Here is a 22,782-nt window from a genome sequence, read left to right on the forward strand (position 1 = left end):
CGGGGGAGGCGGTGACCGGTCCGGCGGGGCGCGTCGCGCGCGTGCTCCTCGACTCACCGCTCCCGCAGCTGGACCGGCTGCTCGACTACGCGATCCCCGAGGCGCTGCGCGACGGCGTCCGGCCGGGCGTCCGAGTGCGGGTGCCGCTGCGCACGGGCGGGCGGATCGCGGACGCCTTCGTCGTCGAGGTCGGCGAGGGCTCCGAGCACGCCGGAGCGCTGAGCGAGCTCGAGGAGCTCGTCTCGCCGCTCGTCGTGCTGACCCCCGAGGTCTGGGCGCTCGCACGGCGGGTCGCCGACCGCGCCGCCGGGGGAGCGAGCGACGTGCTGCGCCTGGCCGTCCCGCGACGGCACGTGCGGGTGGAGCGGGCGCACCTCGCGGCACTGGCCGAGGGCGGAGAGACGTCTGCGCCGGCCGAGGGGGTCGAGGCGGGCGCTGTGTCCGCCGCTGCGACCGGCGCTGCGACCGGCTATCTGCCCGAGACGTTCGACGGCCTCCTCGACGGCGGCCGCCTCGCGGTGAACGCGGTGCCCGCGCCGGTGCAGCTCGGCTCCGGAGCCTGGGTCGGCGGCTGGGCCGTCACCCTCGCCGAGCTCGCCCGGACCGCGCTCGCGGTCGGCCGCGATGCCATCCTCGCCGTGCCGGACTACCGCGATCAGGAGCAGCTCGAGCAGGCCCTCGCCGAGCACGTGCCCGAGGACGCGGTCGTCCGCCTCGACGCCCGGCAGAAGGGCGCCGGCCGGTACGCCGCGTTCCTGCGCTGCCTCACGCCGGGTCCGCGGGTGATCGTCGGCAACCGCTCGGTGCTCTACGCGCCCTCCGCGGCGCTCGGCCTGATCGCGCTCTGGGACGACGGCGATCCGCTCTTCGCCGAGCCGCTCGCGCCCTACGCGCACGCCCGCGACGTCGCGCTGGTGCGGCAGGAGCAGAGCGGCGCCGGGCTGGTCCTGCTCGGCAACACCCGCACGGTCGAGGTGGAGCGGCTCGTCGGCCTCGGCTTCGCCGCGCCGGTTCAGCCGCGGCCCTCGCGCCGCCCGCACGTCGTGCCGACCGCTCAGCAGTCCGCGGCCGACGAGCACGACCAGGCCGCGCGGATCCCCTCGACCGCCTGGCGGCAGGCTCGGCTCGGCCTCGACTCCGGCCCGGTGCTCGTGCAGGTCGCCCGCCCCGGCTACGCGCCGGTCGTCGCCTGCGCCCGCTGCCGCACGGTGGCGCGCTGCAACCGCTGCCAGGGTCCGCTCGCCGTGCACTCCGCCGGCGCCCGGCCGAGCTGCGGCTGGTGCGGGCTGATCGCCGCCGACTGGCACTGCTCGGTCTGCGAGGCGACCGCGCTGCGCCTGGTCAGCCTCGGCACCGGGCGGACCGCCGAGGAGCTCGGCCGCGCGTTCCCCGGGGTCGTGGTCGTCGTCGCCGACGGCGCGCATCCGATCCTCACCGTGCCCGACAGGCCGGCGCTCGTCGTCGCGACCCGGGGCGCCGAGCCGCGCGCCGACGGCGGCTACCACGCCGTACTGCTGCTCGACGGCGAGCGGATGCTCGCCCGCGAGAGCCTGCGCGTCGCCGACGACGCCCTGCGCACCTGGTCGAACGCCGCTGCGCTCGCCCGCCCGGGCGCCCCCGTCCTGCTGGTCGGCGTCGCCGGTCGGCTCGCGACCGCGCTGGCGACCTGGCGGCAGGACGAGTACCTCCGCGGCGAGCTGAGCGAGCGTCGCGAGCTGCGCTTCCCGCCGGCCGTGCGGCTCGCGACCGTCAGCGGCGACGCGAGTGCGGTGACGGAGGCGCTCGAAGCGCTCGACGAGGCCGACCGTCACGAGGTGCTCGGCCCGGTGGGGCTGGAGGACGGCTCCGTCCGCGCGATCGTGCGCTTCGACTACGCTCGCGGAGCGGAGGTCGCCGCCCGCCTCCGCTCCGCCGTGATCCGCAACGCGACCCGCCGCCGCCGGCCGCCCACGACGCCGGGCCGCTTCCGTCCGGCGCCCAAGCTGCGCGTCCGGCTCGATGATCCCGACATCCTCTAGACCCGCTGTTCCGCCCCCTCCACGCTCAGGAGCCCTCCGTGCGCCTCGTCTTCGCCGGCACGCCGGCCGCCGCCGTCCCGACCCTGCGCGCCCTCGCCGCGTCCGGCCACGAGGTGGTCGCGGTGGTGACCCGGGCCGACGCGCCCGTCGGCCGGAAGCGCGTGCTCACGCCCTCGCCCGTCGCCGTGGTCGCGGAGGAGCTCGGTCTACCGGTGCTCAAGGCGAACCGCCTCGACGAGGAGGTCACCGACCGGATCGCCGCGCTGGCACCCGATCTCGGCGTGATCGTCGCCTACGGCGGTCTCGTGCGCGCTCGGCTGCTCGCGGTGCCGCGGCTCGGCTGGATCAACCTGCACTTCTCGCTGCTGCCGCGCTGGCGCGGTGCCGCGCCCGTCCAGCGCGCACTGATGGCGGGGGAGGAGCGGATCGGCGCGGCCGTCTTCCAGCTCGTCGTCGAGCTCGACGCGGGCGACGTCTTCGCCGCGATCGAGGAGGAGGTCGCCGGGCGGACTGCCGGTGAGCTCCTCGACGTGCTCGCGGAGCGCGGCGCGCAGCTCACCGGCGCGGTGGTCGACGACCTCGCCGCCGGCACCGCGGTCGCCGTGCCGCAGTCCGGCGAGGTGACCCTCGCGCCGAAGCTCGACGTGACCGACGGCCGGATCGACTGGTCGCAGCCGTCGGCGCGGATCCTCGCCCTCGTGCGCGGTGTCACTCCCGAGCCCGGAGCCTCGACCGCGGTCGGCGACGCGCGACTGAAGGTGCTGGCCCTGCGTCCGGTCGACGCGGCCGCGCTCGCCCCGGGCGCGGTGCTGCTCGACGCCGGCCGTGCGCTGGTCGGCACGGGCGACGGCGCCGTCGAGCTCGTGTCGGTGCAGCCCGCGGGCAAGAACCCGATGCCCGGTGCCGCCTGGGCCCGGGGCCTGCGCGAGAGCACGGTGCTCGCGTGAGCGCCCGCGCCCGCGTGGCGCCCGCCCGCCAGGTCGCCTACGACGTCCTGCTCGCGGTCAGCGGCGGCGACGCCTACGCCAATCTCGTGCTGCCCGCCCGGATCCGCGCGGCCGAGCTGTCGCCCGCCGACGCCGCCCTCGCGACCGAGCTCTGCTACGGCACGCTGCGCCTCTCCGGCTACTACGACCGGGTGATCGCCCTCGCCGCGGGCCGCGCGGTCGAGTCGATCGACGCCCCCGTGCTCGACGCGCTCCGCCTCGGCGTGCACCAGCTGCTCGCCACCCGCGTCGCCGCGCACGCCGCGGTCAACGAGAGCGTCGCGCTGGTCGCCGGCGGCTCCTCCCGCGGCGCCGTCGCCTTCGCGAACGCGGTGCTGCGCACGGTCACCCGCTCGAGCGCCGAGGAGTGGCAGCAGCGGGTCGCCGACGCCGCGACCTCCGGAGACGACCGGCTCGCGGCGGCGAGCTCGCACCCGGTCTGGATCGTCAAGGCGCTGCGCCGCGCCCTCGCCGCCGAGGGTGCGGCCGACGAGCTCGAGGAGCTGCTGGCCGCCGACAACGCCGCCCCCCGGGTGAACCTCGTCGCCCTGCCCGGCCTCGCCGAGGCCACCGAGCTGCCCGACGCCGCGCCCGACCGCTGGTCGCCGGTCGGCCTGGTCAGCACCGGCGGCGACCCCGAGGCGATCGCTCCCGTGCACGAGGGCCGGGTGCGCGTGCAGGACGAGGGCTCGCAGCTGGCCGCGCTCGCGCTCTCCCGCGCCGAGCCGATCCGCGAGGGTGAGCGCTGGCTCGACCTCTGCGCAGGACCCGGCGGCAAGGCGGCGCTGCTGGCGGCCGAGGCGCGCGCGGGCGGCGCGACGCTGCTGGCCAACGAGGTCGTCCCCGCGCGGGCCGGGCTTGTCCGCCAGGCCCTCGCCGCCGTGGATCCGAGCGTCGAGGTGCGCACCAGCGACGGCCGCGCCCTCGGCGAGGAGCAGCCGGGCGCGTTCGACCGCATCCTCCTCGACGCGCCCTGCACCGGGCTCGGCGCCCTCCGCCGCCGGCCGGAGGCCCGCTGGCGCAAGACCGCGGACGACGTCGCGCCGCTCGCCGCCCTGCAGGGCGAGCTGCTCGACTCCGCCCTCGCCGCGCTCGCGCCGGGCGGACTGCTCGCCTACGTCACCTGCTCGCCGCACCTCGGCGAGACGAAGCGCGTGCTCGCGCTCGCGGCGGAGCGCCACCCCGGCGCCTTCGAGCTCGTCGACACCCCGGCGGTGCTCCGCGGCGTCACCCGCGAGCCGCTCCCGCTCGCCGAGGACGTCCTGCACGTGCAGCTGTGGCCGCACCGGCACGGGACGGACGCGATGTTCATCCAGCTGCTGCGCCGCACCCCGGCCTGATCGGCAGGGCCCGAGCGTCGCCGCGCCTAGGCTGGAGAGCATGCCAGCACGGATCAACCCCAGCATCCTGTCCGCCGACTTCGTCAACTTCGAGGCCGAGCTGCAGCGGATCACCGGGGCCGATCTCGTGCACGTCGACGTGATGGACAACCACTTCGTGCCGAACCTCACCTTCGGTCTGCCGATGGTGCAGCGCCTCCAGGAGGTGTCGCCGCGGCCGCTCGACGTGCACCTGATGATCGACGACCCGGACCGCTGGGCCCCCGGCTACGCCGAGACGGGCGCCTACTCCGTCACCTTCCACGCCGAGGCCGCGCGCGACGCCGTCGGCGTGGCCCGCCGCCTCCGCGCGATCGGCGCGCGCGCCGGCATCGCGCTCAAGCCCGGCACCCCGGTCGACGACTACCTCGACCTGCTGCCCGAGTTCGACCAGGTGCTCGTGATGACGGTCGAGCCCGGCTTCGGCGGCCAGTCCTTCATGGCGGAGACGATGCCCAAGCTGCACGCCCTGCGCGCCGTGGTCGACCGCACCGGCCTCGACGTCTGGCTCCAGGTCGACGGCGGCATCGCCCCCGGCACCATCGAGATCGCCGCCGAGGCGGGCGCCGACACCTTCGTCGCCGGCTCCGCCGTCTTCGGCGCCGACGACCCCGAGGCCGCCATCGCCGCCCTCCGCGACACCGCGTCGTCCTTCCTGCACCGGCACTGACCCGCCGGTCCGATCCGCAGGAGGTCCGATCTGCAGGCGATCCGGGCGCCGGTCCCGATCTCCGGAGGCGTGGACCACGGATCGGAGCGGATCGCCTGCAGATCGAACCTCAGCCCCGGCGACACCTCCCGCGCCGGTGGCCGCGTATAGACTTCCCCGGTGAAAACTTTCGACGACCTCTTCGCTGAGCTGGGCGAGAAGGCCGCCGCGCGTCCCGAGGGTTCGGGCACGGTCCGCGAGCTCGACGCCGGTGTGCACTTCATCGGCAAGAAGATCGTCGAGGAGGCCGCCGAGGTGTGGATGGCCGCCGAGTACGAGGGCGACGAGCGCACGGCCGAGGAGATCTCGCAGCTGCTCTACCACCTGCAGGTGCTGATGCTCGCGAAGGGCCTGACGACGGCCGACGTCTACCGACATCTGTGAGCGTCCCCCCGATCGCCGGAGTGCGCCGCCGCCACGTCGCCGCGCGCTCCCACGCTCACCGAGGCGCCGTCGCGCCTCCGCTCACCGAATCACCCTCGACCTCCAGAGGACGTCCCGTCGTGACCACGACCACCCCCACCACTCCTGACACCACCGCCCCCGCCGCCCCGCCCGCGCTTCTGCGCGTCGCCGTGCCGAACAAGGGCTCGCTCTCCGAGACCGCGGGCCAGATGCTCGCCGAGGCCGGCTACACCGGCCGCCGCGATCCCAAGGAGCTGCACGTCGTCGACGAGCGCAACGGGGTCGAGTTCTTCTACCTGCGCCCCCGCGACATCGCCACCTACGTCGGCTCCGGCGCGCTCGACGTCGGCGTCACCGGCCGCGACCTGCTGATCGACTCCGGCTCCGAGGCGCGCGAGATCGCGAGCCTCGGCTTCGCCGACTCGACCTTCCGCTTCGCCGGTCCGGCCGGCCGCTACACCGAGTTGCAGCAGATCGACGGCCTCCGCGTCGCGACCAGCTACCCCGGCCTCGTCGGCCGCTTCCTGCGCGAGCACGGAGTCGAGGTCACCCTCATCCGCCTGGACGGTGCGGTCGAGTCGGCCATCCAGCTCGGCGTCGCCGACGTGATCGCCGACGTCGTCGAGACCGGCACCACGCTGCGGAAGGCGGGCCTGGAGATCTTCGGCCCCGTCATCCTGAAGTCCACGGCCGTCCTCGTCTCCGGCGCGGGCGAGCCGGAGGGCATCCCGGTGCTGCTGCGCCGCCTCCAGGGCGTCCTGGTCGCCCGCGAGTACGTGCTGCTCGACTACGACTGCCCGGTCGCCCTGCTCGAGACCGCCACGGCGCTCGCGCCCGGCTTCGAGTCGCCCACCGTCTCGCCGCTGCACGACCCCGAGTGGGTCGCCGTGCGCGTGATGGTGCCGCGCGCCGACATGAACCAGGTGATGGACCGCCTGTACGACCTCGGCGCCCGCGCGATCCTGGTCACCTCGATCCACGCCGCACGCCTCTAGGAGGGGGAGCGATGAGTCTCGCCGTCCGCGTCATCCCGTGCCTCGACGTGGCCGCCGGCCGCGTCGTCAAGGGCGTCAACTTCCAGAACCTGCGCGACGCCGGCGACCCGGTCGAGCTCGCCCGCCTCTACTTCGAGCAGGGCGCCGACGAGCTGACCTTCCTCGACGTCACGGCCACCGTCGACGACCGCTCCACCACCTACGAGGTCGTCCGCGCGACCGCCGAGCAGGTCTTCATCCCGCTGACCGTCGGAGGGGGAGTGCGCTCGGTCGAGGACGTCTCGCGCCTGCTCGCGCACGGCGCCGACAAGGTGGGGGTCAACTCCGCCGCGATCGCCCGGCCCGAGCTGATCGGCGAGATCGCCGACGTCTTCGGCGCGCAGGTGCTGGTGCTCTCGCTCGACGTCAAGCGGAGCGACGCCACGGCCTCCGGCTTCGTCGTCACCACCCACGGCGGTCGCCGCGAGACGACGCTCGACGCGCTCGCATGGGCGGCCGAGGCCGTGGAGCGCGGGGCCGGCGAGCTGCTGGTCAACTCGATCGACGCCGACGGCACCAAGCAGGGCTTCGACCTGCCGCTGATCACGGCGATGCGCGAGCTGAGCACGGTGCCGGTGATCGCCTCGGGCGGCGCCGGCGCCGTCGAGCACTTCGCCCCCGCCATCACGGCGGGCGCCGACGCGGTGCTCGCCGCCTCCGTCTTCCACAATCGCGAGCTGACGATCGGCGACGTGAAGCGCGCCCTCGACGACTCCGGGATCGAGATCCGCCGATGAGCACCGAGACGACCGGCACCGACACGACCAGCACCGACACGACCACCCCGGACGACCTCACCGCGGTCCTCGACCGCGCCACCTTCGACGCGAGCGGCCTCCTGCCCGCCGTCATCCAGCAGCACGACACCGGCGAGGTGCTGATGCTCGGCTGGATGGACCGCGAGGCGCTGCGGCGCACGCTGACCGAGGGCCGGGTGACCTTCTGGTCGCGCTCCCGCCAGGAGTACTGGCGGAAGGGCGACACCTCCGGCCACGCGCAGTACGTCCGCGGGGCCGCGCTCGACTGCGACGCCGACACGCTGCTCGTGCAGGTCGAGCAGATCGGCGCCGCCTGCCACACCGGCGAGCACTCCTGCTTCGACGTCGATCCGCTCGCCCCGGTGACGGACCTCGGGCCGCAGGCGTGAGCGGCCGGCGCCTGAAGTACTCCGCGATCCTCGGGATCGTGCTGCTCGCCGCGCTCGAGCTCACCGCGTCCACGCAGCCCTGGGCCACCCTGGTGCTCACCACGGGTGCGGGCGACGGCCGGGCGCTCTCCGTCGTCGGCACCGTCGCCGCGCCGGCGCTCTCGGCCCTCGCGCTGGCCGGGCTCGCCCTCGCCGCCGCGCTCGCCATCGCCGGACCCGCCTTCCGGATCGTGCTGGGGCTGCTGCAGATCGTCCTCGGCGGCTCCGTCGTCCTGGCCGCCTCGACCGCGCTCGCCGATCCCGTGCGCGCCGGCTCGTCACTGGTCACCGATGCGACCGCGATCGCGGGCAGGGAGTCGGTCGCGGCGCTCGTCGCGTCGTCCTCCTCGACCGCCTGGCCGGTCGTCGCGCTGGTGGCCGGCGTGCTGACCGCCGTGATCGGCGTGCTCGTGCTCGTCACGGTCCGGCGCTGGCCCGGTGCGAAGAAGAAGCGTGTCTCCCGGTTCGAGCCCGCCGACGGCTACGGCCACGGCGCGACCACCGTGCAGACCGATGACGGCGACATCGATCCCGTCGTCTCGTGGGACGAGCTGTCGCGCGGCGACGACCCCACCTCCGCCCGCTGAGCAAGCCCTCCGCAGACCCCGCCGCGCTGCGGAGCCCTTCGGCCCCGAGCCGCTAGACTGCTGTGGTTCCCAAGCACGTCCAGGAGGAGAGCCATGAGCACCGAGCACGACGACGACAACCACGGCCACTCGCCCGCAGCGTGGACGGCCGTCGTCATCATGCTGGTCGGCTTCACGGTCGGCACGATCGCCTTCTGGTTCGATCTGCCCCTCGTCGTCTGGCTCTCGGCCGGAGTCGTGGTGGTCGGCCTCCTCGTCGGAGTGATCCTGGCCCGCCTGGGCTACGGCGTCGACGGCGCGAAGGCCAACCCGAAGGCGCGCGCGTAGAGTGCTCGGCGATCTGACCGCCGGCGCCCTGGCCGATGCGGCCCGGCGTCGCGAGACCCTCCCGCTCGACGTCCTCGAGCGCCGCGCCGCCGAGCGCCCGCCCGCCCTCGACGCCCTCGCCGCGTTGGCCCCCGCCGAGCGCGTGAAGATCATCGCCGAGGTCAAGCGCTCCAGCCCGTCCCGCGGCGCCCTCGCCGAGATCCCCGACCCGGCACTGCTCGCCGAGCAGTACGAGCGCGGGGGAGCGAGCGCGATCAGCGTCCTCACCGAGGAGCGCCGGTTCAAGGGCTCCCTCGCCGATCTCGAGGCCGTCCGCGCGAAGGTCTCCATCCCGGTGCTGCGCAAGGACTTCATCGCGGAGCCCTACCAGGTCTTCGAGGCCCGCGCGGCCGGCGCCGACCTCGTGCTGCTGATCGTGGCCGCGCTCGAGCAGCCCGTCCTCGTCGAGCTGCACGCCCTCGTCCTCGAGCTCGGGATGACTCCGCTGGTCGAGACGCACTCGGGCGACGAGCTCGAGCGGGCCGCCGACCTCGGCGCGCGCCTCATCGGCGTCAACGCCCGCGACCTCTCCACCTTCGAGCTCGACCGCGACCTCTTCGGCCGTCTCTCCGAGCGCTTCCCGGCCGACGCGGTCAAGGTCGCGGAGTCGGCGGTCCTCTCGGCCGACGACGTCGCGCACTACCGCCGCTCCGGCGCCGACGTGGTCCTCGTCGGCGAAGCCCTCGTCACCGGCGGCGACCCCGTCACCACCCTCGCCGGCTTCCTGGCGCACTGAACACGATCCACCGATAGGCGGCACCTGCCATGGCACTCCGAGACGAACTCGGTCCCTACTTCGGCGACTTCGGCGGACGCTACGTCCCCGAGTCGCTCGTGAAGGCGCTCGACGAGCTGAGCGCCGAGTACGAGCTCACCAAGGTCGACCCGGAGTTCCGGGCCGAGTTGACCGAGCTGCACCGCAGCTACACCGGGCGGCCCTCGGTCATCACCGAGGTGCCGCGCTTCGCCGAGCACGCGGGCGGCGCGCGGATCATCCTCAAGCGCGAGGACCTGAACCACACCGGCTCGCACAAGATCAACAACGTGCTCGGCCAGGCGCTGCTGACCAAGCGCATCGGCAAGACCCGCGTGATCGCCGAGACCGGCGCCGGCCAGCACGGCGTCGCCACCGCGACCGCCGCCGCCCTCTTCGGCCTCGACTGCGTCGTCTACATGGGCGAGGTCGACACCGAGCGCCAGGCGCTCAACGTCGCCCGGATGCGCCTGCTCGGCGCCGAGGTCGTCTCGGTGACGACCGGCTCGCGCACCCTCAAGGACGCGATCAACGACGCGATGCGCGACTGGGTCACCAACGTCGAGACGACCAACTACATCTTCGGCACGGTCGCCGGCCCGCACCCCTTCCCGGCGATGGTGCGCGACTTCCAGAAGATCATCGGCGAGGAGGCGCGCGAGCAGGTCCTCGCCCTCACCGGCGCGCTGCCCACCGCGGTCACCGCGTGCGTCGGCGGCGGCTCGAACGCGATGGGCATCTTCCACGCGTTCCTCGACGACCCCGAGGTCAAGCTCGTCGGCTTCGAGGCCGGCGGCGACGGCATCGAGACCCCGCGCCACGCCGCGACCATCAGCAAGGGCCGCCCCGGCGTCCTGCACGGCGCCCGCAGCTTCCTGCTCCAGGACGAGGACGGCCAGACCGTCGAGTCGCACTCGATCTCGGCCGGTCTCGACTACCCGGGCGTCGGCCCCGAGCACGCCTGGCTCTCCAGCATCGGCCGGGCCGACTACCGCGCGGTCACCGACTCCGCGGCGATGGACGCGCTGATGCTGCTCAGCCGCACCGAGGGCATCATCCCCGCGATCGAGTCCGCGCACGCCCTGGCCGGCACGCTCGAGCTCGGCCGCGAGCTCGGCCCCGACGCGACCATCCTGGTCAACCTCTCCGGCCGCGGCGACAAGGACATGACGACCGCCGCGCGCTACTTCGGTCTCATCGACCAGGGCGCGGTGCAGTCGTGAGCGGCCTCGGCCCGAGCGTCGCCGAGACCGTCCGCCGTCGCAACCAGGAGGCCGCGGGCGCCCTGATCGGCTACCTGCCCGCCGGCTTCCCGGATCTCCCGACGAGCATCGACGCCGCGGTGGCCCTCGCCGACAACGGCGTCGACGCGATCGAGCTCGGCCTGCCCTACTCCGATCCGGTGATGGACGGCCCCGTCATCCAGGAGGCGACCCAGGCCGCCCTGGCCGGCGGCTTCCGCCTGCGCCACGGCTTCGACGCCGTCCGCGAGATCCGCGCCCGCGTCGACGTGCCGGTGCTGGTGATGACCTACTACAACCCCGTCCTGCAGTACGGCGTCGAGCGCTTCGCGAACGACCTCGCCGAGGCGGGCGGCTCCGGCCTGATCACCCCCGACCTCATCCCCGACGAGGGCGTCGAGTGGATGGCCGTCTCGGAGCGCCTCGGCCTCGACCGGGTCTTCCTGGCCGCCCCCTCCTCGAGCGACGAGCGCCTGCGCGCGACGGTCGAGGCGAGTCGCGGCTTCGTCTACGCGGTCTCGACGATGGGCATCACCGGGGCACGCGCCGACGTCGACCGCGCGGCCCGCACGCTCGTCGAGCGCCTGCGCACGGCCGGCTCCGACAGTGCCTGCGTGGGCGTCGGCGTCTCGACCGGCGACCAGGTCGCCGAGATCCTCGCCTACGCCGACGGCGCGATCGTCGGCTCCGCCCTCGTGCGCGCCCTCGCCTCCGGCGGTGTCGACGCCGTGGCGGAGACGGCACGCGGTCTGGCAGAGGGCACGCGTCCGCGAGCCTGACGCCTCCCAGTACACTCGGGATGCCCGTCGGGGCGCGGCGCCGCCGCGACCGCGGGATCCCTCCTTCGAAAGGTCGACGTACCGGTGTCCGTACCGCTGAGCATCCCGAGTCCGCCCGAGGCGTGGAGTCAGTACGACTTCTCGCTCTTCGGCCGCGAGTTCTCGATCCACACCTACGCCGTGTGCATCCTCGTCGGCATCGTGGTCGCCACGATCATGACGAACGCCCGCCTCAAGCGCCGCGGCGCCGAGCCGTGGGTCGTGCTCGACATCATCATCTGGGCCGTCCCGCTCGGCATCATCGGCGCCCGGCTCTACCACGTGCTCACCCACCCCGGCGACTACTTCTTCGCCGGCGCCGACCCGTGGGAGGTCATCCGGATCTGGAACGGCGGCAACGCGATCTTCGGCGGCCTGATCGGCGGTGCCGTCGGCGCCTTCATCGGCTGCCGCTGGACCGGCGTCCGCTTCTGGACCTTCGCCGACGCCCTCGCCCCCGGCATGCTCGCCGCGCAGGCCATCGGGCGCCTCGGCAACTGGTTCAACCACGAGCTGTTCGGCCTGCCGACGACCCTGCCCTGGGGTCTCGAGATCGAGACCACCAACCCGGCCTTCCCCGTCGGCCTGCCCGCCGGCACGCTCTTCCACCCGACCTTCCTCTACGAGATCCTCTGGAACGTCGTCGGCATCGCCGTCATCCTGCTGCTCGAGCGCCGCCTCAAGCTGCAGTGGGGCACCGTCTTCGCCGCCTACCTGATCTGGTACGGCATCGGCCGCGTCTGGTTCGAGTCGATCCGCATCGATCCGAGCGAGTTCTTCTGGGGCATCCGCACCAACGTCTGGGCCGCCCTGGCCGCGGTCGTCGTCGGCCTGGTCCTCGTCGTGATCCAGCGCCGCGAGCACCCCGGTCGCGAGACCTCGGCCTACCGGCCCGGTCGCGAGTGGACGCCCGCCCCGGCTGCGGTAGAATTCGAGGACGTCGAGTCCGACTCCGACGCACCCACCACTCCTTCTTCCGGCACCGACGCCGAGAAGTCGACGGTCTCCCGCAGCTGACGCGGTCCGCGGCACCCCCGCGGCATCGCATCCAGCTCACCTCTCCGTCCGTCCGCTCCACCGCGGCTCAGCCACAAGCGCTGCCGCAGGGGAGTGTCCGCACGGCCCCGACGACGGCGCCAGATCTCCGCTCCGCGACCACCGAATGCACGGCCCTCCCGATCGGGGAGCCGCTCCTCCACCACCACACCGCGGGCCAGCGACGTCCCGATCCGCTACGACTCTCGTGAGGACGGTCCCCATGGCTCCCGTTCAGCCCTCGCCCCGCGTCCCCGCCGTGCCGTTCCTCGGCACCCCGTCCGCGCAGGGGATGTACGACCCGGCGGCCGAGAAGGACGCCTGCGGTCTCGCCATGGTCGCCACCATGCGCGGGACGGCCGGGCACGACATCATCGACGCCGCGCTCAACGCGCTGCGCAACCTCGAGCACCGCGGCGCGGTCGGCTCCGACGCCGGCACCGGTGACGGCGCGGGGATCATCACCCAGATCCCCGACGACTTCCTGCGCGCCGTCGCGGCCGTAGAGCTGCCCCCCGTCGGGCAATACGCGGTCGGCAACGCCTTCCTGCCCGTCGACGTCTTCGAGCGCGAGCGCGTCAAGTCGACGATCGCCGAGATGGCCCGCGAGGAGAACCTGACCGTCCTCGGCTGGCGCTCCATCCCGGTGCAGCCCGACGAGATCGGCACGCTCGCCCGCGCCGCGATGCCGGCGATCGAGCAGCTCTACGTCGCGAGCGAGCTCACGGACGCCGAGGGCGTGCCGCTCGCGGGCCTGCGCCTGGACCGCCTCACCTTCCGCCTGCGCAAGCGCGTCGAGCGCGAGCTCGAGGTGTACTTCATGTCGCTGTCGAGCCGCACGCTCGTCTACAAGGGCATGGTCACCACGCTCCAGCTCGAGCCGTTCTACCCCGACCTCTCGGACGAGCGCTTCACCTCGAAGCTCGCTCTGGTGCACTCGCGCTACTCGACCAACACCTTCCCGTCCTGGCCCCTCGCGCAGCCGTTCCGGATGATCGCGCACAACGGCGAGATCAACACGGTGCAGGGCAACCGCAACTGGATGCGCGCGCGCCAGTCGCAGCTGAGGAGCGCCGAGCTCGGCGACCTCTCGCCGCTGTTCCCGATCGTCTCGACCGGCCGCAGCGACTCCGCCTCGTTCGACGAGACCGTCGAGCTGCTCACGCTGGCCGGCCGCTCGCTGCCGCACGCGATCATGATGATGGTGCCGGAGGCGTGGGAGAACCAGGCCGCCGCGATCGACCAGAAGCGCCGCGCCTTCTACGAGTACCACTCGATGCTCATGGAGCCGTGGGACGGCCCGGCCGCGATCGTGTTCACCGACGGCGACCTCGTCGGCGCCACGCTCGACCGCAACGGTCTGCGCCCCGGCCGCTACGTCGTCACCGACGACGGTCTCGTCGTGCTCGCCAGCGAGATCGGCGTGCTCGACATCGACCCCGCGAAGATCGTCCGCAAGGGCCGGCTCCAGCCGGGCCGGATGTTCCTGGTCGACACCGAGCAGGGCCGCATCGTCGAGGACGAGGAGATCAAGGCGCAGCTCGCCGACTCCGGTCCCTTCGACGAGTGGCTCGACAAGGGCCGGATCAACCTCAAGGACCTGCCCGAGCGCGAGCACATCGTGCACACGCCCGCGTCGGTCAACCGCCGCCAGCGCACCTTCGGCTACACGGAGGAGGAGGTGCGACTGCTCCTGCTGCCGATGGCGAAGGCCGGTGCCGAGCCGCTCGGCGCGATGGGCTCCGACACCCCGGTCGCGGTGCTCTCCAAGCGCCCGCGCCTGCTCTTCGACTACTTCACCCAGGCCTTCGCGCAGGTGACCAATCCGCCGCTCGACTCCATCCGCGAGGAGGTCGTCACCTCGCTGCGCCTCGGTCTCGGCCCGGAGCGCAACCTGCTCTCGGCCGGCGCCGAGCACGCCCGCCAGGTCGTCCTCGACTTCCCGGTGATCGACAACGACGAGCTCGCCAAGATCCAGCACATCGCGCCGCGCCCGCTCAGCCACATCACCACGACGATCCGCGGCCTCTACCGCGTCGACGCCGGCCCGCGCGCGATGCAGGACCGCCTCGACGCGATGTGCGCCGAGGCCGACGAGGCGATCGCCGCCGGAGCGCAGTTCCTCGTGCTCTCGGACCGCGACTCCACCAAGGACCTCGCCCCGATCCCCTCGCTGCTGATGCTCGCCGCCGTGCACCACCACCTGATCCGCACCGAGAACCGGATGCGCGTCGGGCTGGTCGTCGAGGCCGGCGACGTCCGCGAGGTGCACCACGTCGCGACGCTGATCGGCTACGGCGCCTCCGCGGTGAACCCGTACCTCGCGATGGAGACCTGCGAGCAGCTGGTGCGCAGCGGCATGATCTCGGACCTCTCGCCCGAGAAGGCCGTCAAGAACGTGATCAAGGCGCTCGGCAAGGGCGTGCTGAAGATCATGTCCAAGATGGGCATCTCGACCGTGTCGAGCTACGCCGGCGCGCAGACCTTCGAGGCCGTCGGCCTCAGCCAGGTCTTCGTCGACCAGTACTTCACCGGCACCGCCTCCAAGCTCGGCGGCATCGGGATCGACGTCGTCGCCGAGGAGAACGCCGCGCGCCACCGCGCCGCGTACCCCGAGGACGGCGCGGTCGTCGCGCACGAGCGCCTCGCGGTCGGCGGCGAGTACCAGTGGCGCCGTGACGGCGCGCCGCACCTCTTCAACCCGGACACCGTCTTCCGGCTGCAGCACTCCACGCGCAACCGCCGCTACGACGTCTTCCGCGAGTACACCAAGATGGTCGACGACCAGGCGCTCTCGCTGATGACCCTCCGCGGCATGTTCACCCTCGACACGGAGGGGCGCACGCCCGTCCCGATCGACGAGGTCGAGTCGGTCGAGTCGATCGTCAAGCGCTTCTCCACCGGGGCGATGAGCTACGGCTCGATCTCGCCGGAGGCGCACGAGACGCTCGCCATCGCGATGAACCGCCTCGGCGCCAAGTCGAACACCGGCGAGGGCGGCGAGGACACCGAGCGACTGCTCGACCCCGAGCGCCGCTCCGCGATCAAGCAGGTCGCCTCGGGCCGCTTCGGCGTCACGAGCATGTACCTGACCCACGCCGACGACATCCAGATCAAGCTCGCCCAGGGCGCCAAGCCCGGCGAGGGCGGCCAGCTGCCGCCGACCAAGGTCTACCCGTGGATCGCGCGCACCCGGCACGCGACCGCCGGCGTCGGTCTGATCTCGCCGCCGCCGCACCACGACATCTACTCGATCGAGGACCTCAAGCAGCTGATCTTCGACCTCAAGCGGGCGAACCCGAAGGCGCGCATCCACGCGAAGCTCGTCAGCCAGTCGGGCATCGGCGCGGTCGCGGCCGGCACGGCCAAGGCCCTCGCCGACGTGATCCTCGTCTCGGGCCACGACGGCGGCACCGGCGCGAGCCCCGTCAACTCGCTCAAGCACGCCGGCACCCCGTGGGAGCTCGGCCTCGCCGAGACCCAGCAGACGCTGATGCTCAACGGCATGCGCGACCGCGTCGTGGTGCAGGTCGACGGCCAGATGAAGACCGGCCGCGACGTCGTGATCGGCGCCCTGCTCGGCGCCGAGGAGTTCGGCTTCGCGACCGCGCCGCTGATCGTCGAGGGCTGCATCATGATGCGCGTCTGCCACCTCGACACCTGCCCGGTGGGCGTCGCGACGCAGAACCCCGAGCTGCGCAAGCGCTTCAACGGCAAGCCGGAGTTCGTCGTCAACTTCTTCGAGTTCATCGCCCAGGAGGTGCGCGAGTACCTCGCGGCTCTCGGCTTCCGCACGATCGACGAGATCGTCGGCCACCGCGAGCTGCTCGACGTCAACCGCGCCATCGAGCACTGGAAGGCGAGCGGGCTCGACCTGACGCCGATCCTGGTCGGCCCGGTCTTCCAGGCGGAGGAGCCGCGTCGCCACGGCCGCGCGCAGGAGCACGAGCTGGAGAAGCACTTCGACAACGAGCTGATCCGCCTCGCCGCGAACGTGCTCGACCACCGCGGCACCGTCGTGATCGACCGCGAGATCAAGAACACCGAGCGCGCCGTCGGCACGATGCTCGGCCACCAGGTGACCGTCCGCTACGGCGAGAACGGGCTGCCGGCCGACTCCATCACCGTGAACCTGCGCGGCTCGGCCGGGCAGTCGCTCGGCGCGTTCCTCCCCGCGGGCATCACGCTGCGGCTCGAGGGCGACTCGAACGACTACGTCGGCAAGGGCCTCTCCGGCGGCCAGATCGTGGTGCGGCCGGACCGCCGCAGCACCTTCGACGCGTCGACGAACGTCATCGCCGGCAACGTCATCGGCTACGGCGCGACCCAGGGCACGATGTTCATCCGCGGGATGGTCGGCGAGCGCTTCCTGGTCCGCAACTCCGGTGCCACGGCGGTCGTCGAGGGCGTGGGCGACCACGCGCTCGAGTACATGACCGGCGGGCTCGCCGTGATCCTCGGCGCGACCGGCCGCAACCTCGGCGCGGGGATGTCCGGCGGGACCGCCTACATCCACGACCTGAGCCGCGAGCTCGTCAACCGCGACGCTCTGGCCTCGGGCGAGCTCACGCTCTCCGAGCTCGGCAGCGCCGACGTGGAGATCCTGCGCGACCTGCTCGAGCGGCACGTGGCCGAGACCGAGTCGACCCTGGCCCAGGGGATGCTCGACGATTTCGACGGAACCGTCTCGCGTTTCGTCAAGGTACTGCCCCGCGACTTCGCCGCGGTGCTCGCGACGCGAGCATCCGCCGTCGAAGAGGGGCTCGACCCCGACGGCGACGTCGTCTGGGGACGGATTCTGGAGGTGACCGGTGGCTGATCCCAAGGGATTCCTGAAGGTGCAGGACCGGGAGCTGCCCAAGCGGCGCCCGGTGTCCGTGCGGCTGATGGACTGGAAAGAGGTCTACGAGCAGGGCGACACCGCCGTGCTGCGTCGGCAGGCCGGCCGCTGCATGGACTGCGGCATCCCGTTCTGCCACAAGGGCTGCCCGCTCGGGAACCTGATCCCCGAGTGGAACGACCTGATGTGGCGCGGCGAGGGCCGCCAGGCGATCGAGCGCCTGCACGCGACCAACAACTTCCCGGAGTTCACCGGTCGCCTCTGCCCCGCGCCCTGCGAGTCGTCCTGCGTGCTCGGCATCAACCAGCCCGCGGTCACGATCAAGCAGATCGAGGTCTCGATCATCGATCAGGCCTTCGGCAACGACTGGGTGCAGCCGCACCCGCCGGAGCGACTCACCGGGAAGACGGTCGCCGTCGTCGGCTCCGGCCCCGCCGGTCTCGCCGCCGCGCAGCAGCTCACCCGCGCCGGGCACACCGTCGCGGTCTACGAGCGCGACGACCGCATCGGCGGCCTCCTGCGCTACGGCATCCCCGACTTCAAGATGGAGAAGAAGCACCTCGAGCTGCGGCTGAACCAGATGAAGGCCGAGGGCACCCGCTTCCGCGCCGGCGTCGACATCGGCACGGACATCACCTGGGACGACCTGCGCGCGCGCTACGACGCCGTCGTGGTCGCCACCGGCGCGATGGTCCCGCGCGATCTGCCGATCCCCGGCCGCGACCTGGCCGGCGTGCACTTCGCGATGGAGTACCTCGTCCAGTCGAACCACGCCATCGCGGGCGACCGCGTCTTCGAGCAGATCTCGGCCGAGGGCAAGCACGTCGTCGTCCTCGGCGGCGGCGACACCGGAGCCGACTGCATCGGCACCGCTCACCGCCAGAAGGCCGCCTCCGTCACCAACCTCGCGATCGGCACCCAGCCGCCGTCGCAGCGTCCCGACAGCCAGCCCTGGCCGATGGACCCGACCGTCTTCGAGGTCGCCAGCGCGCACGAGGAGGGCGGCGAGCGCGTCTACCTCGCCTCCACCGTCGAGTTCCTCGCCAACGAGGTCGGCGAGGTCCGCGCCGTGCGCGTGGCCGAGACCGAGTACCTCGACGGCCGCCGCGTGCCCAAGGCGGGCACCGAGCGCGAGATCCCGGCCGACCTGGTCCTCCTGGCCCTGGGCTTCACCGGCCCCGAGTCGGAGCACCTCGCCGGCCAGCTCGAGGTGCCGTTCACCGACCGCGGCAACGTGGTCCGCGGCGACCGCTTCGAGACCAGCGTCCCGGGCGTCTTCGTCGCCGGCGACGCCGGCCGCGGCCAGTCGCTGATCGTCTGGGCGATCGCCGAGGGCCGCTCCGTCGCGGCCGAGATCGACCGCTACCTCGAAGGCACCACCCAGCTGCCCGCGCCCGTCGGGCCGAACGACCGGGGCTTCACGCTCTAGTCCGACGGCTGCGATAGTCTTCGCGCGCCAGCTTCACAGCTCACCCTCCCCGCTAACGACGCGCCCCCGGGCGCAGAACAACGGAGCACCCCCTCAATGAGACGAGCGAAAATCGTCGCCACCCTCGGCCCGGCAACGTCGTCGTACGAGACCATTCGTGCGATCATCGACGCCGGCGTGGACGTGGCCCGCATGAACCTCAGCCACGGCAGCTACGACGTGCACGAGGGCATCTACCGCCTCGTGCGGAAGGCCGCCGAGGACTCCGGTCGCGCCGTCGCGATCATGGTCGACCTGCAGGGCCCGAAGATCCGCCTGGGCAAGTTCGAGGGCGGCCCGTACCCCCTCGCCGAGGGCGACGTCTTCACCATCACCACCGAGGACGTCCTCGGCACCAAGGAGCTCTCGGGCACCACGTTCAAGGGCCTGCCCGACGACGTGAACCCCGGTGACATGCTCCTGATCGACGACGGCAAGGTCGCGGTCCGCGTGACCGCCGTCGAGGGCCCCCGCGTCGTCACCGAGTGCGTCGTGCCCGGCAACATCTCGAACAACAAGGGCATCAACCTGCCCGGCGTCGCGGTCAACGTGCCCGCGCTGTCGCAGAAGGACGAGGACGACCTCCGCTGGGCGATCCGCCTCGGCGCGGACATCATCGCGCTGTCCTTCGTGCGCAACGCGAGCGACATCGTCCGCGTGCACGAGATCATGGCGGAGGAGGGTCGCAAGGCCCCCGTCATCGCCAAGATCGAGAAGCCGCAGGCGGTCGACAACCTGCAGGAGATCATCGACGTCTTCGACGGCATCATGGTCGCCCGCGGCGACCTCGGCGTCGAGCTGCCCCTCGAGGCCGTGCCGATCGTGCAGAAGCACGCCGTCGAGCTCGCCCGCCGCTGGGCCAAGCCCGTCATCGTCGCCACCCAGATGCTCGAGTCGATGATCGAGAGCCCGCGCCCCACCCGCGCCGAGGCCTCCGACGTCGCCAACGCCATCCTCGACGGAGCCGACGCGGTCATGCTCTCCGGCGAGACCAGCGTCGGCGCCTGGCCGGTCGTCACCGTCCAGACCATGGCCCGCATCGTCGAATCGACCGAGGAGCACGGACTCGAGCGGATCCCCCCACTCGGCAGCAAGCCGCGCACCCAGGGCGGCTCCGTCACCCTCGCCGCCGCCGAGGTCGCCGAGTTCGTCGAGGCCAAGTTCCTCTGCGTCTTCACCGAGTCCGGCGACTCCGTCCGCCGCATGACCCGCCTGCGCCACGGCATCCCGATCATCGGCTTCACCCCCGAGCCGTCGGTCCGCCGCCGCATGGCGCTCAACTGGGGCGTCCAGTCCTACGTGACGCCGCGCGTGAACCACACCGACGCGATGTTCGCCCAGGTCGACGCCGTCCTCCTCCGCGAGAACCTCGCCAAGGCCGGCGACACCGTCGTCGTCGTCTCCGGATCGCCCCCCGGACGCGCCGGCACCACCAACGACATGCGCGTGCACGTCGTCGGCTCCTCCAGCTCCTCGGAGCCCGTGGAGAACTGGGACCACTGAGTTCCTGCAGAAGGGCCCGGTCGCTAGCGCGGCCGGGCCCTTCTGCGACGGGCTCCTCGTTCCTCGTCGCCCGTCGGCGGTCGGCTTCTCGACGGGTCGCGCTGGTGGGAGCCGGTCGCGTTCCGGCTACGACGATCCGCCGGCACGCGGATCGCCGGTGACCCTGCGAGGTGGCGGCTGGTCGGCAGACCCGACTCGGGGGAGGGCGGCCCCTTCGGGGCGCCGGGGGCGAGCCGCCCCGCGCGTTCCGAGCAGCCGCGCAGCGGCCCTTTTGCTGGTCGAGTAGCCGCGCAGCGGCGTATCGAGACCCGCCCGCCCCCACGTCGGTGTGGAAGGGCCGCGGCCCCTCCGGGGCGCGAGCCGCCCCACGCGTGCCGAGCAGCCGCGCAGCGGCCCTCCGTGCGTGCCGAGCAGCCGCGCAGAGGCCCTGCGTGCGTGCCGAGCAGCCGCGCAGAGGCCCTGCGTGCGTGCCGAGCGGCTGCGCAGCGCCCCTTTTGCTGGTCGAGTAGCCGCGCAGCGGCGTATCGAGACCCCGCTCGCCCGAGCGCGGGGTGGACGGGCGAGCGCGCGTCGGGCAGGGCCGGCGGCCCGCGCTAGCGTGGGGGCATGCGACTCGGCGTGCTCGACATCGGCTCCAACACGGTCCATCTGCTGCTCGTCGACGCGCACCCGGGAGCGCGGCCCGTGCCGTACCGGTCGCACAAGCGCAGCCTCGCGCTGGTCGCTCACCTCGACGCGGCGGGGGACATCACCGAGGAGGGGCAGCGCGAGCTGATCTCCTTCGTCGCCGAGGCGCACGAGGTCGCCCGCCGCCACCGCGCCGAGGACCTGCTCGCCTTCGCCACCTCCGCGATCCGCGAGGCCGGCAACGGCGCGGCCGTGCTCGAGCGCGTCCGCTCCGAGACCGGCGTCCACCTCCAGGAGCTCGGCGGCGAGGCCGAGGCGTCCGCCACCTTCCTCGCGGTCCGCCGGTGGTTCGGCTGGGGCGCCGGCTCCATCCTCGACCTCGACATCGGCGGCGGCTCCTTCGAGCTCTCGATGGGCGTCGACGAGGTGCCCGAGCTCGCCGTCTCCGTGCCGCTCGGCGCCGGCCGCGTTACCCGCGACCTGCTGGACGGCGACCCGGCCTCCGCCACCAGCGTCAAGGCCGCCCGCCGCCACGTGCGCGAGGTCCTCGCCGAGCCGGTGCGGGCCTTCCTCGACCTCGGCACCCCCGATCTCGTCGCGGGCACGTCCAAGACCTTCCGCTCGCTCGCTCGCATCACCGGCGCCGCCCCCAGCGCCGCCGGGCCGCTCGTCCGCCGCGAGCTCCACCTCGTCGACCTCCGCCTCTGGTCGTCCCGCCTCGCCGCGATCAGCGCGGCCGACCGCTCGGCTCTGCCGGGCGTCTCCGCCCTGCGCGCCCCGCAGCTGCTGGCCGGTGCCCTCGTCGCCGAGGCGGCGATGGAGGCGCTGCACGTCGAGACGCTCGTGATCTGCCCCTGGGCGACCCGCGAGGGACTCATCATCCGCCGCTTCGAGCTCCTCGACGCGCAGCTCCAGCGGGACGCGCCTCAGCTGAGCGTGATGCTGTAGGAGAAGGCCCGCTGCTCGCCGGGCGCGAGCACGAACTGGCGCGGCTTGTCGACGATGTCGCCGTCCCAGCCCTCGGGAGTCGGCACGCTCCGCCACGGCTCGACGCAGACGAACGGCGCGCCGACCGGCTTCCAGACGCCGACGACGTCGAAGTCGCCCGTGTCGACCGCGATCGAGCGCGCGCCGTCGGCCTCGAGCGTCAGCGTGCGCCGGCGCGGCTCGTCGAAGATCAGCACTCCCTCCTCGAAGTGCGCGTCGTCGACGGTCAGCACGCCGTCCACGAGCGGCGACGGGTGCCGCTCGGCGACGAGGAGGTTCTCCGGCGCCCGGCGGAAGCCCTCCGGCTCCGGCTGAGCGAAGCGGACGCGGTGCTCGCCGGTCGCCCCGGGCAGCGGCAGCGCGAACGCCGGGTGGTTGCCGACGGAAGCGCCGAGCGGCACGTCGCCGCGGTTCTCGACGGTCTGCGTGATCCGCAGGGTGGAGCCGGTCACCGCGTAGGCGATCAGCAGCGACCAGTCGAACGGGAAGACCGCGCGGGTGGCGTCGTCGCTGCGCAGCCGGAAGACGGCCTCGTCGCCGCCGACGCCGGCCAGCTCGAAGACCCGGTCGCGGGCGAAGCCGTGCTGGCCCATCGCGTAGTCCCGGCCGTCGTGGCGCAGGGTGTCGCCCGGCAGCCGTCCGATGATCGGGAACAGCACGGGCGCGTGCCGGCGCCACTCGGGCCCGGCCTGCCAGAGGTACTCGCGGTTCTCGGCGTCGCGGAGGGAGGTCATCTCGGCCCCGGCGGTCGTGAGCGCCACGCGGAGGTCGGCGCTGCCGATGGCGAGGACGGTGGGGTCGGGGGAGTCGCTGCTGCTCATCCTCCGATTCTGCCGCGC

The 22,782-nt window shown here is 73.2% G+C and carries 19 protein-coding genes; 18 read left to right on the forward strand and 1 reads right to left on the reverse strand.

Annotation, left to right across the window (positions count from 1 at the left end):
• Positions 1–41 precede the first annotated feature (41 nt).
• From GSU72_RS08060 to GSU72_RS08145, 18 genes are all read left to right on the forward strand, one after another.
• Positions 42–2,018 carry a primosomal protein N' gene (locus tag GSU72_RS08060; protein ID WP_244256045.1) on the forward strand — a complete coding sequence of 659 codons (1,977 nt, stop codon included), beginning with the start codon at positions 42–44 and terminating at the stop codon, positions 2,016–2,018.
• A gap of 38 nt (positions 2,019–2,056) precedes the next feature.
• Positions 2,057–2,965: a methionyl-tRNA formyltransferase gene (gene fmt / locus GSU72_RS08065; RefSeq protein ID WP_159984553.1), complete on the forward strand. Its 909-nt coding sequence runs from the start codon at positions 2,057–2,059 to the stop codon at positions 2,963–2,965.
• A complete protein-coding gene (locus GSU72_RS08070; protein ID WP_167306101.1) occupies positions 2,962–4,344 on the forward strand; it encodes a transcription antitermination factor NusB in 1,383 nt (460 codons plus the stop codon). The genes fmt and GSU72_RS08070 overlap by 4 nt, the downstream gene beginning before the upstream one ends.
• A 40-nt stretch (positions 4,345–4,384) precedes the next feature.
• Positions 4,385–5,053: a ribulose-phosphate 3-epimerase gene (rpe, locus tag GSU72_RS08075; protein ID WP_159984554.1), complete on the forward strand. Its 669-nt coding sequence runs from the start codon at positions 4,385–4,387 to the stop codon at positions 5,051–5,053.
• Between the two features lie 159 nt (positions 5,054–5,212).
• Positions 5,213–5,476, forward strand: coding sequence for a phosphoribosyl-ATP diphosphatase (locus GSU72_RS08080; protein WP_055791842.1), 264 nt, complete (start codon positions 5,213–5,215; stop codon positions 5,474–5,476).
• A gap of 119 nt (positions 5,477–5,595) precedes the next feature.
• A complete protein-coding gene (gene hisG / locus GSU72_RS08085) occupies positions 5,596–6,492 on the forward strand; it encodes an ATP phosphoribosyltransferase (protein WP_208545167.1) in 897 nt (298 codons plus the stop codon).
• Positions 6,493–6,503: 11 nt separating this feature from the next.
• Complete coding sequence (hisF, locus tag GSU72_RS08090) at positions 6,504–7,268, forward strand: imidazole glycerol phosphate synthase subunit HisF (RefSeq protein ID WP_159984555.1); 765 nt, start codon at positions 6,504–6,506, stop codon at positions 7,266–7,268.
• Entirely contained in the window at positions 7,265–7,678 is a 414-nt protein-coding gene (gene hisI, locus GSU72_RS08095) for a phosphoribosyl-AMP cyclohydrolase (protein WP_159984556.1), read from the forward strand. Before hisF ends, hisI begins: the two co-directional genes overlap by 4 nt.
• Positions 7,675–8,304, forward strand: coding sequence for a Trp biosynthesis-associated membrane protein (locus GSU72_RS08100; protein WP_159984557.1), 630 nt, complete (start codon positions 7,675–7,677; stop codon positions 8,302–8,304). The genes hisI and GSU72_RS08100 overlap by 4 nt, the downstream gene beginning before the upstream one ends.
• A gap of 93 nt (positions 8,305–8,397) precedes the next feature.
• Positions 8,398–8,631 carry a DUF6704 family protein gene (locus GSU72_RS08105; protein ID WP_159984558.1) on the forward strand — a complete coding sequence of 78 codons (234 nt, stop codon included), beginning with the start codon at positions 8,398–8,400 and terminating at the stop codon, positions 8,629–8,631.
• Between the two features lies 1 nt (position 8,632).
• Positions 8,633–9,406, forward strand: coding sequence for an indole-3-glycerol phosphate synthase TrpC (gene trpC / locus GSU72_RS08110; RefSeq protein ID WP_159984559.1), 774 nt, complete (start codon positions 8,633–8,635; stop codon positions 9,404–9,406).
• Positions 9,407–9,435: 29 nt separating this feature from the next.
• Positions 9,436–10,647 (forward strand): tryptophan synthase subunit beta, encoded by a 1,212-nt coding sequence (gene trpB / locus GSU72_RS08115; RefSeq protein ID WP_159984560.1) that lies wholly within the window; start codon positions 9,436–9,438, stop codon positions 10,645–10,647.
• Entirely contained in the window at positions 10,644–11,444 is an 801-nt protein-coding gene (gene trpA / locus GSU72_RS08120; protein WP_159984561.1) for a tryptophan synthase subunit alpha, read from the forward strand. Before trpB ends, trpA begins: the two co-directional genes overlap by 4 nt.
• 102 nt (positions 11,445–11,546) lie before the next feature.
• Complete coding sequence (gene lgt / locus GSU72_RS08125) at positions 11,547–12,500, forward strand: prolipoprotein diacylglyceryl transferase (RefSeq protein ID WP_244256105.1); 954 nt, start codon at positions 11,547–11,549, stop codon at positions 12,498–12,500.
• 310 nt (positions 12,501–12,810) lie between these two features.
• Positions 12,811–17,337: a glutamate synthase large subunit gene (gene gltB / locus GSU72_RS08130; RefSeq protein WP_244256106.1), complete on the forward strand. Its 4,527-nt coding sequence runs from the start codon at positions 12,811–12,813 to the stop codon at positions 17,335–17,337.
• Positions 17,330–18,787 carry a glutamate synthase subunit beta gene (locus tag GSU72_RS08135; RefSeq protein ID WP_123446240.1) on the forward strand — a complete coding sequence of 486 codons (1,458 nt, stop codon included), beginning with the start codon at positions 17,330–17,332 and terminating at the stop codon, positions 18,785–18,787. Before gltB ends, GSU72_RS08135 begins: the two co-directional genes overlap by 8 nt.
• Before the next feature lie 96 nt (positions 18,788–18,883).
• Positions 18,884–20,329 carry a pyruvate kinase gene (gene pyk, locus GSU72_RS08140; RefSeq protein ID WP_159984563.1) on the forward strand — a complete coding sequence of 482 codons (1,446 nt, stop codon included), beginning with the start codon at positions 18,884–18,886 and terminating at the stop codon, positions 20,327–20,329.
• 606 nt (positions 20,330–20,935) lie between these two features.
• The gene (locus GSU72_RS08145; protein ID WP_159984564.1) at positions 20,936–21,904 is read left to right on the forward strand and encodes a Ppx/GppA family phosphatase; all 969 of its coding nucleotides are present in this window, start codon (positions 20,936–20,938) and stop codon (positions 21,902–21,904) included.
• On the opposite strand, the gene GSU72_RS08150 is transcribed toward GSU72_RS08145, so the two are convergent.
• Positions 21,883–22,764, reverse strand: a complete 882-nt coding sequence (locus GSU72_RS08150; protein ID WP_159984565.1) for an aldose 1-epimerase family protein — start codon at positions 22,762–22,764, stop codon at positions 21,883–21,885. The two genes, GSU72_RS08145 and GSU72_RS08150, sit on opposite strands and share 22 nt — an antisense overlap.
• Positions 22,765–22,782 lie beyond the last annotated feature (18 nt).

The organism is Rathayibacter sp. VKM Ac-2760 (genome assembly GCF_009834185.1).
Classification (GTDB): domain Bacteria; phylum Actinomycetota; class Actinomycetes; order Actinomycetales; family Microbacteriaceae; genus Rathayibacter.

Coding starts and splice junctions, on each gene's coding strand:
- rpe (WP_159984554.1), top strand. CDS start 4,385: ATGCCAGCACGGATCAACCCCAGCATCCTGTCCGCCGACTTCGTCAAC.
- hisF (WP_159984555.1), top strand. CDS start 6,504: ATGAGTCTCGCCGTCCGCGTCATCCCGTGCCTCGACGTGGCCGCCGGC.
- hisI (WP_159984556.1), top strand. CDS start 7,265: ATGAGCACCGAGACGACCGGCACCGACACGACCAGCACCGACACGACC.
- GSU72_RS08105 (WP_159984558.1), top strand. CDS start 8,398: ATGAGCACCGAGCACGACGACGACAACCACGGCCACTCGCCCGCAGCG.
- trpB (WP_159984560.1), top strand. CDS start 9,436: ATGGCACTCCGAGACGAACTCGGTCCCTACTTCGGCGACTTCGGCGGA.
- gltB (WP_244256106.1), top strand. CDS start 12,811: ATGTACGACCCGGCGGCCGAGAAGGACGCCTGCGGTCTCGCCATGGTC.
- pyk (WP_159984563.1), top strand. CDS start 18,884: ATGAGACGAGCGAAAATCGTCGCCACCCTCGGCCCGGCAACGTCGTCG.
- GSU72_RS08145 (WP_159984564.1), top strand. CDS start 20,936: ATGCGACTCGGCGTGCTCGACATCGGCTCCAACACGGTCCATCTGCTG.
- GSU72_RS08150 (WP_159984565.1), bottom strand. CDS start 22,764: ATGAGCAGCAGCGACTCCCCCGACCCCACCGTCCTCGCCATCGGCAGC.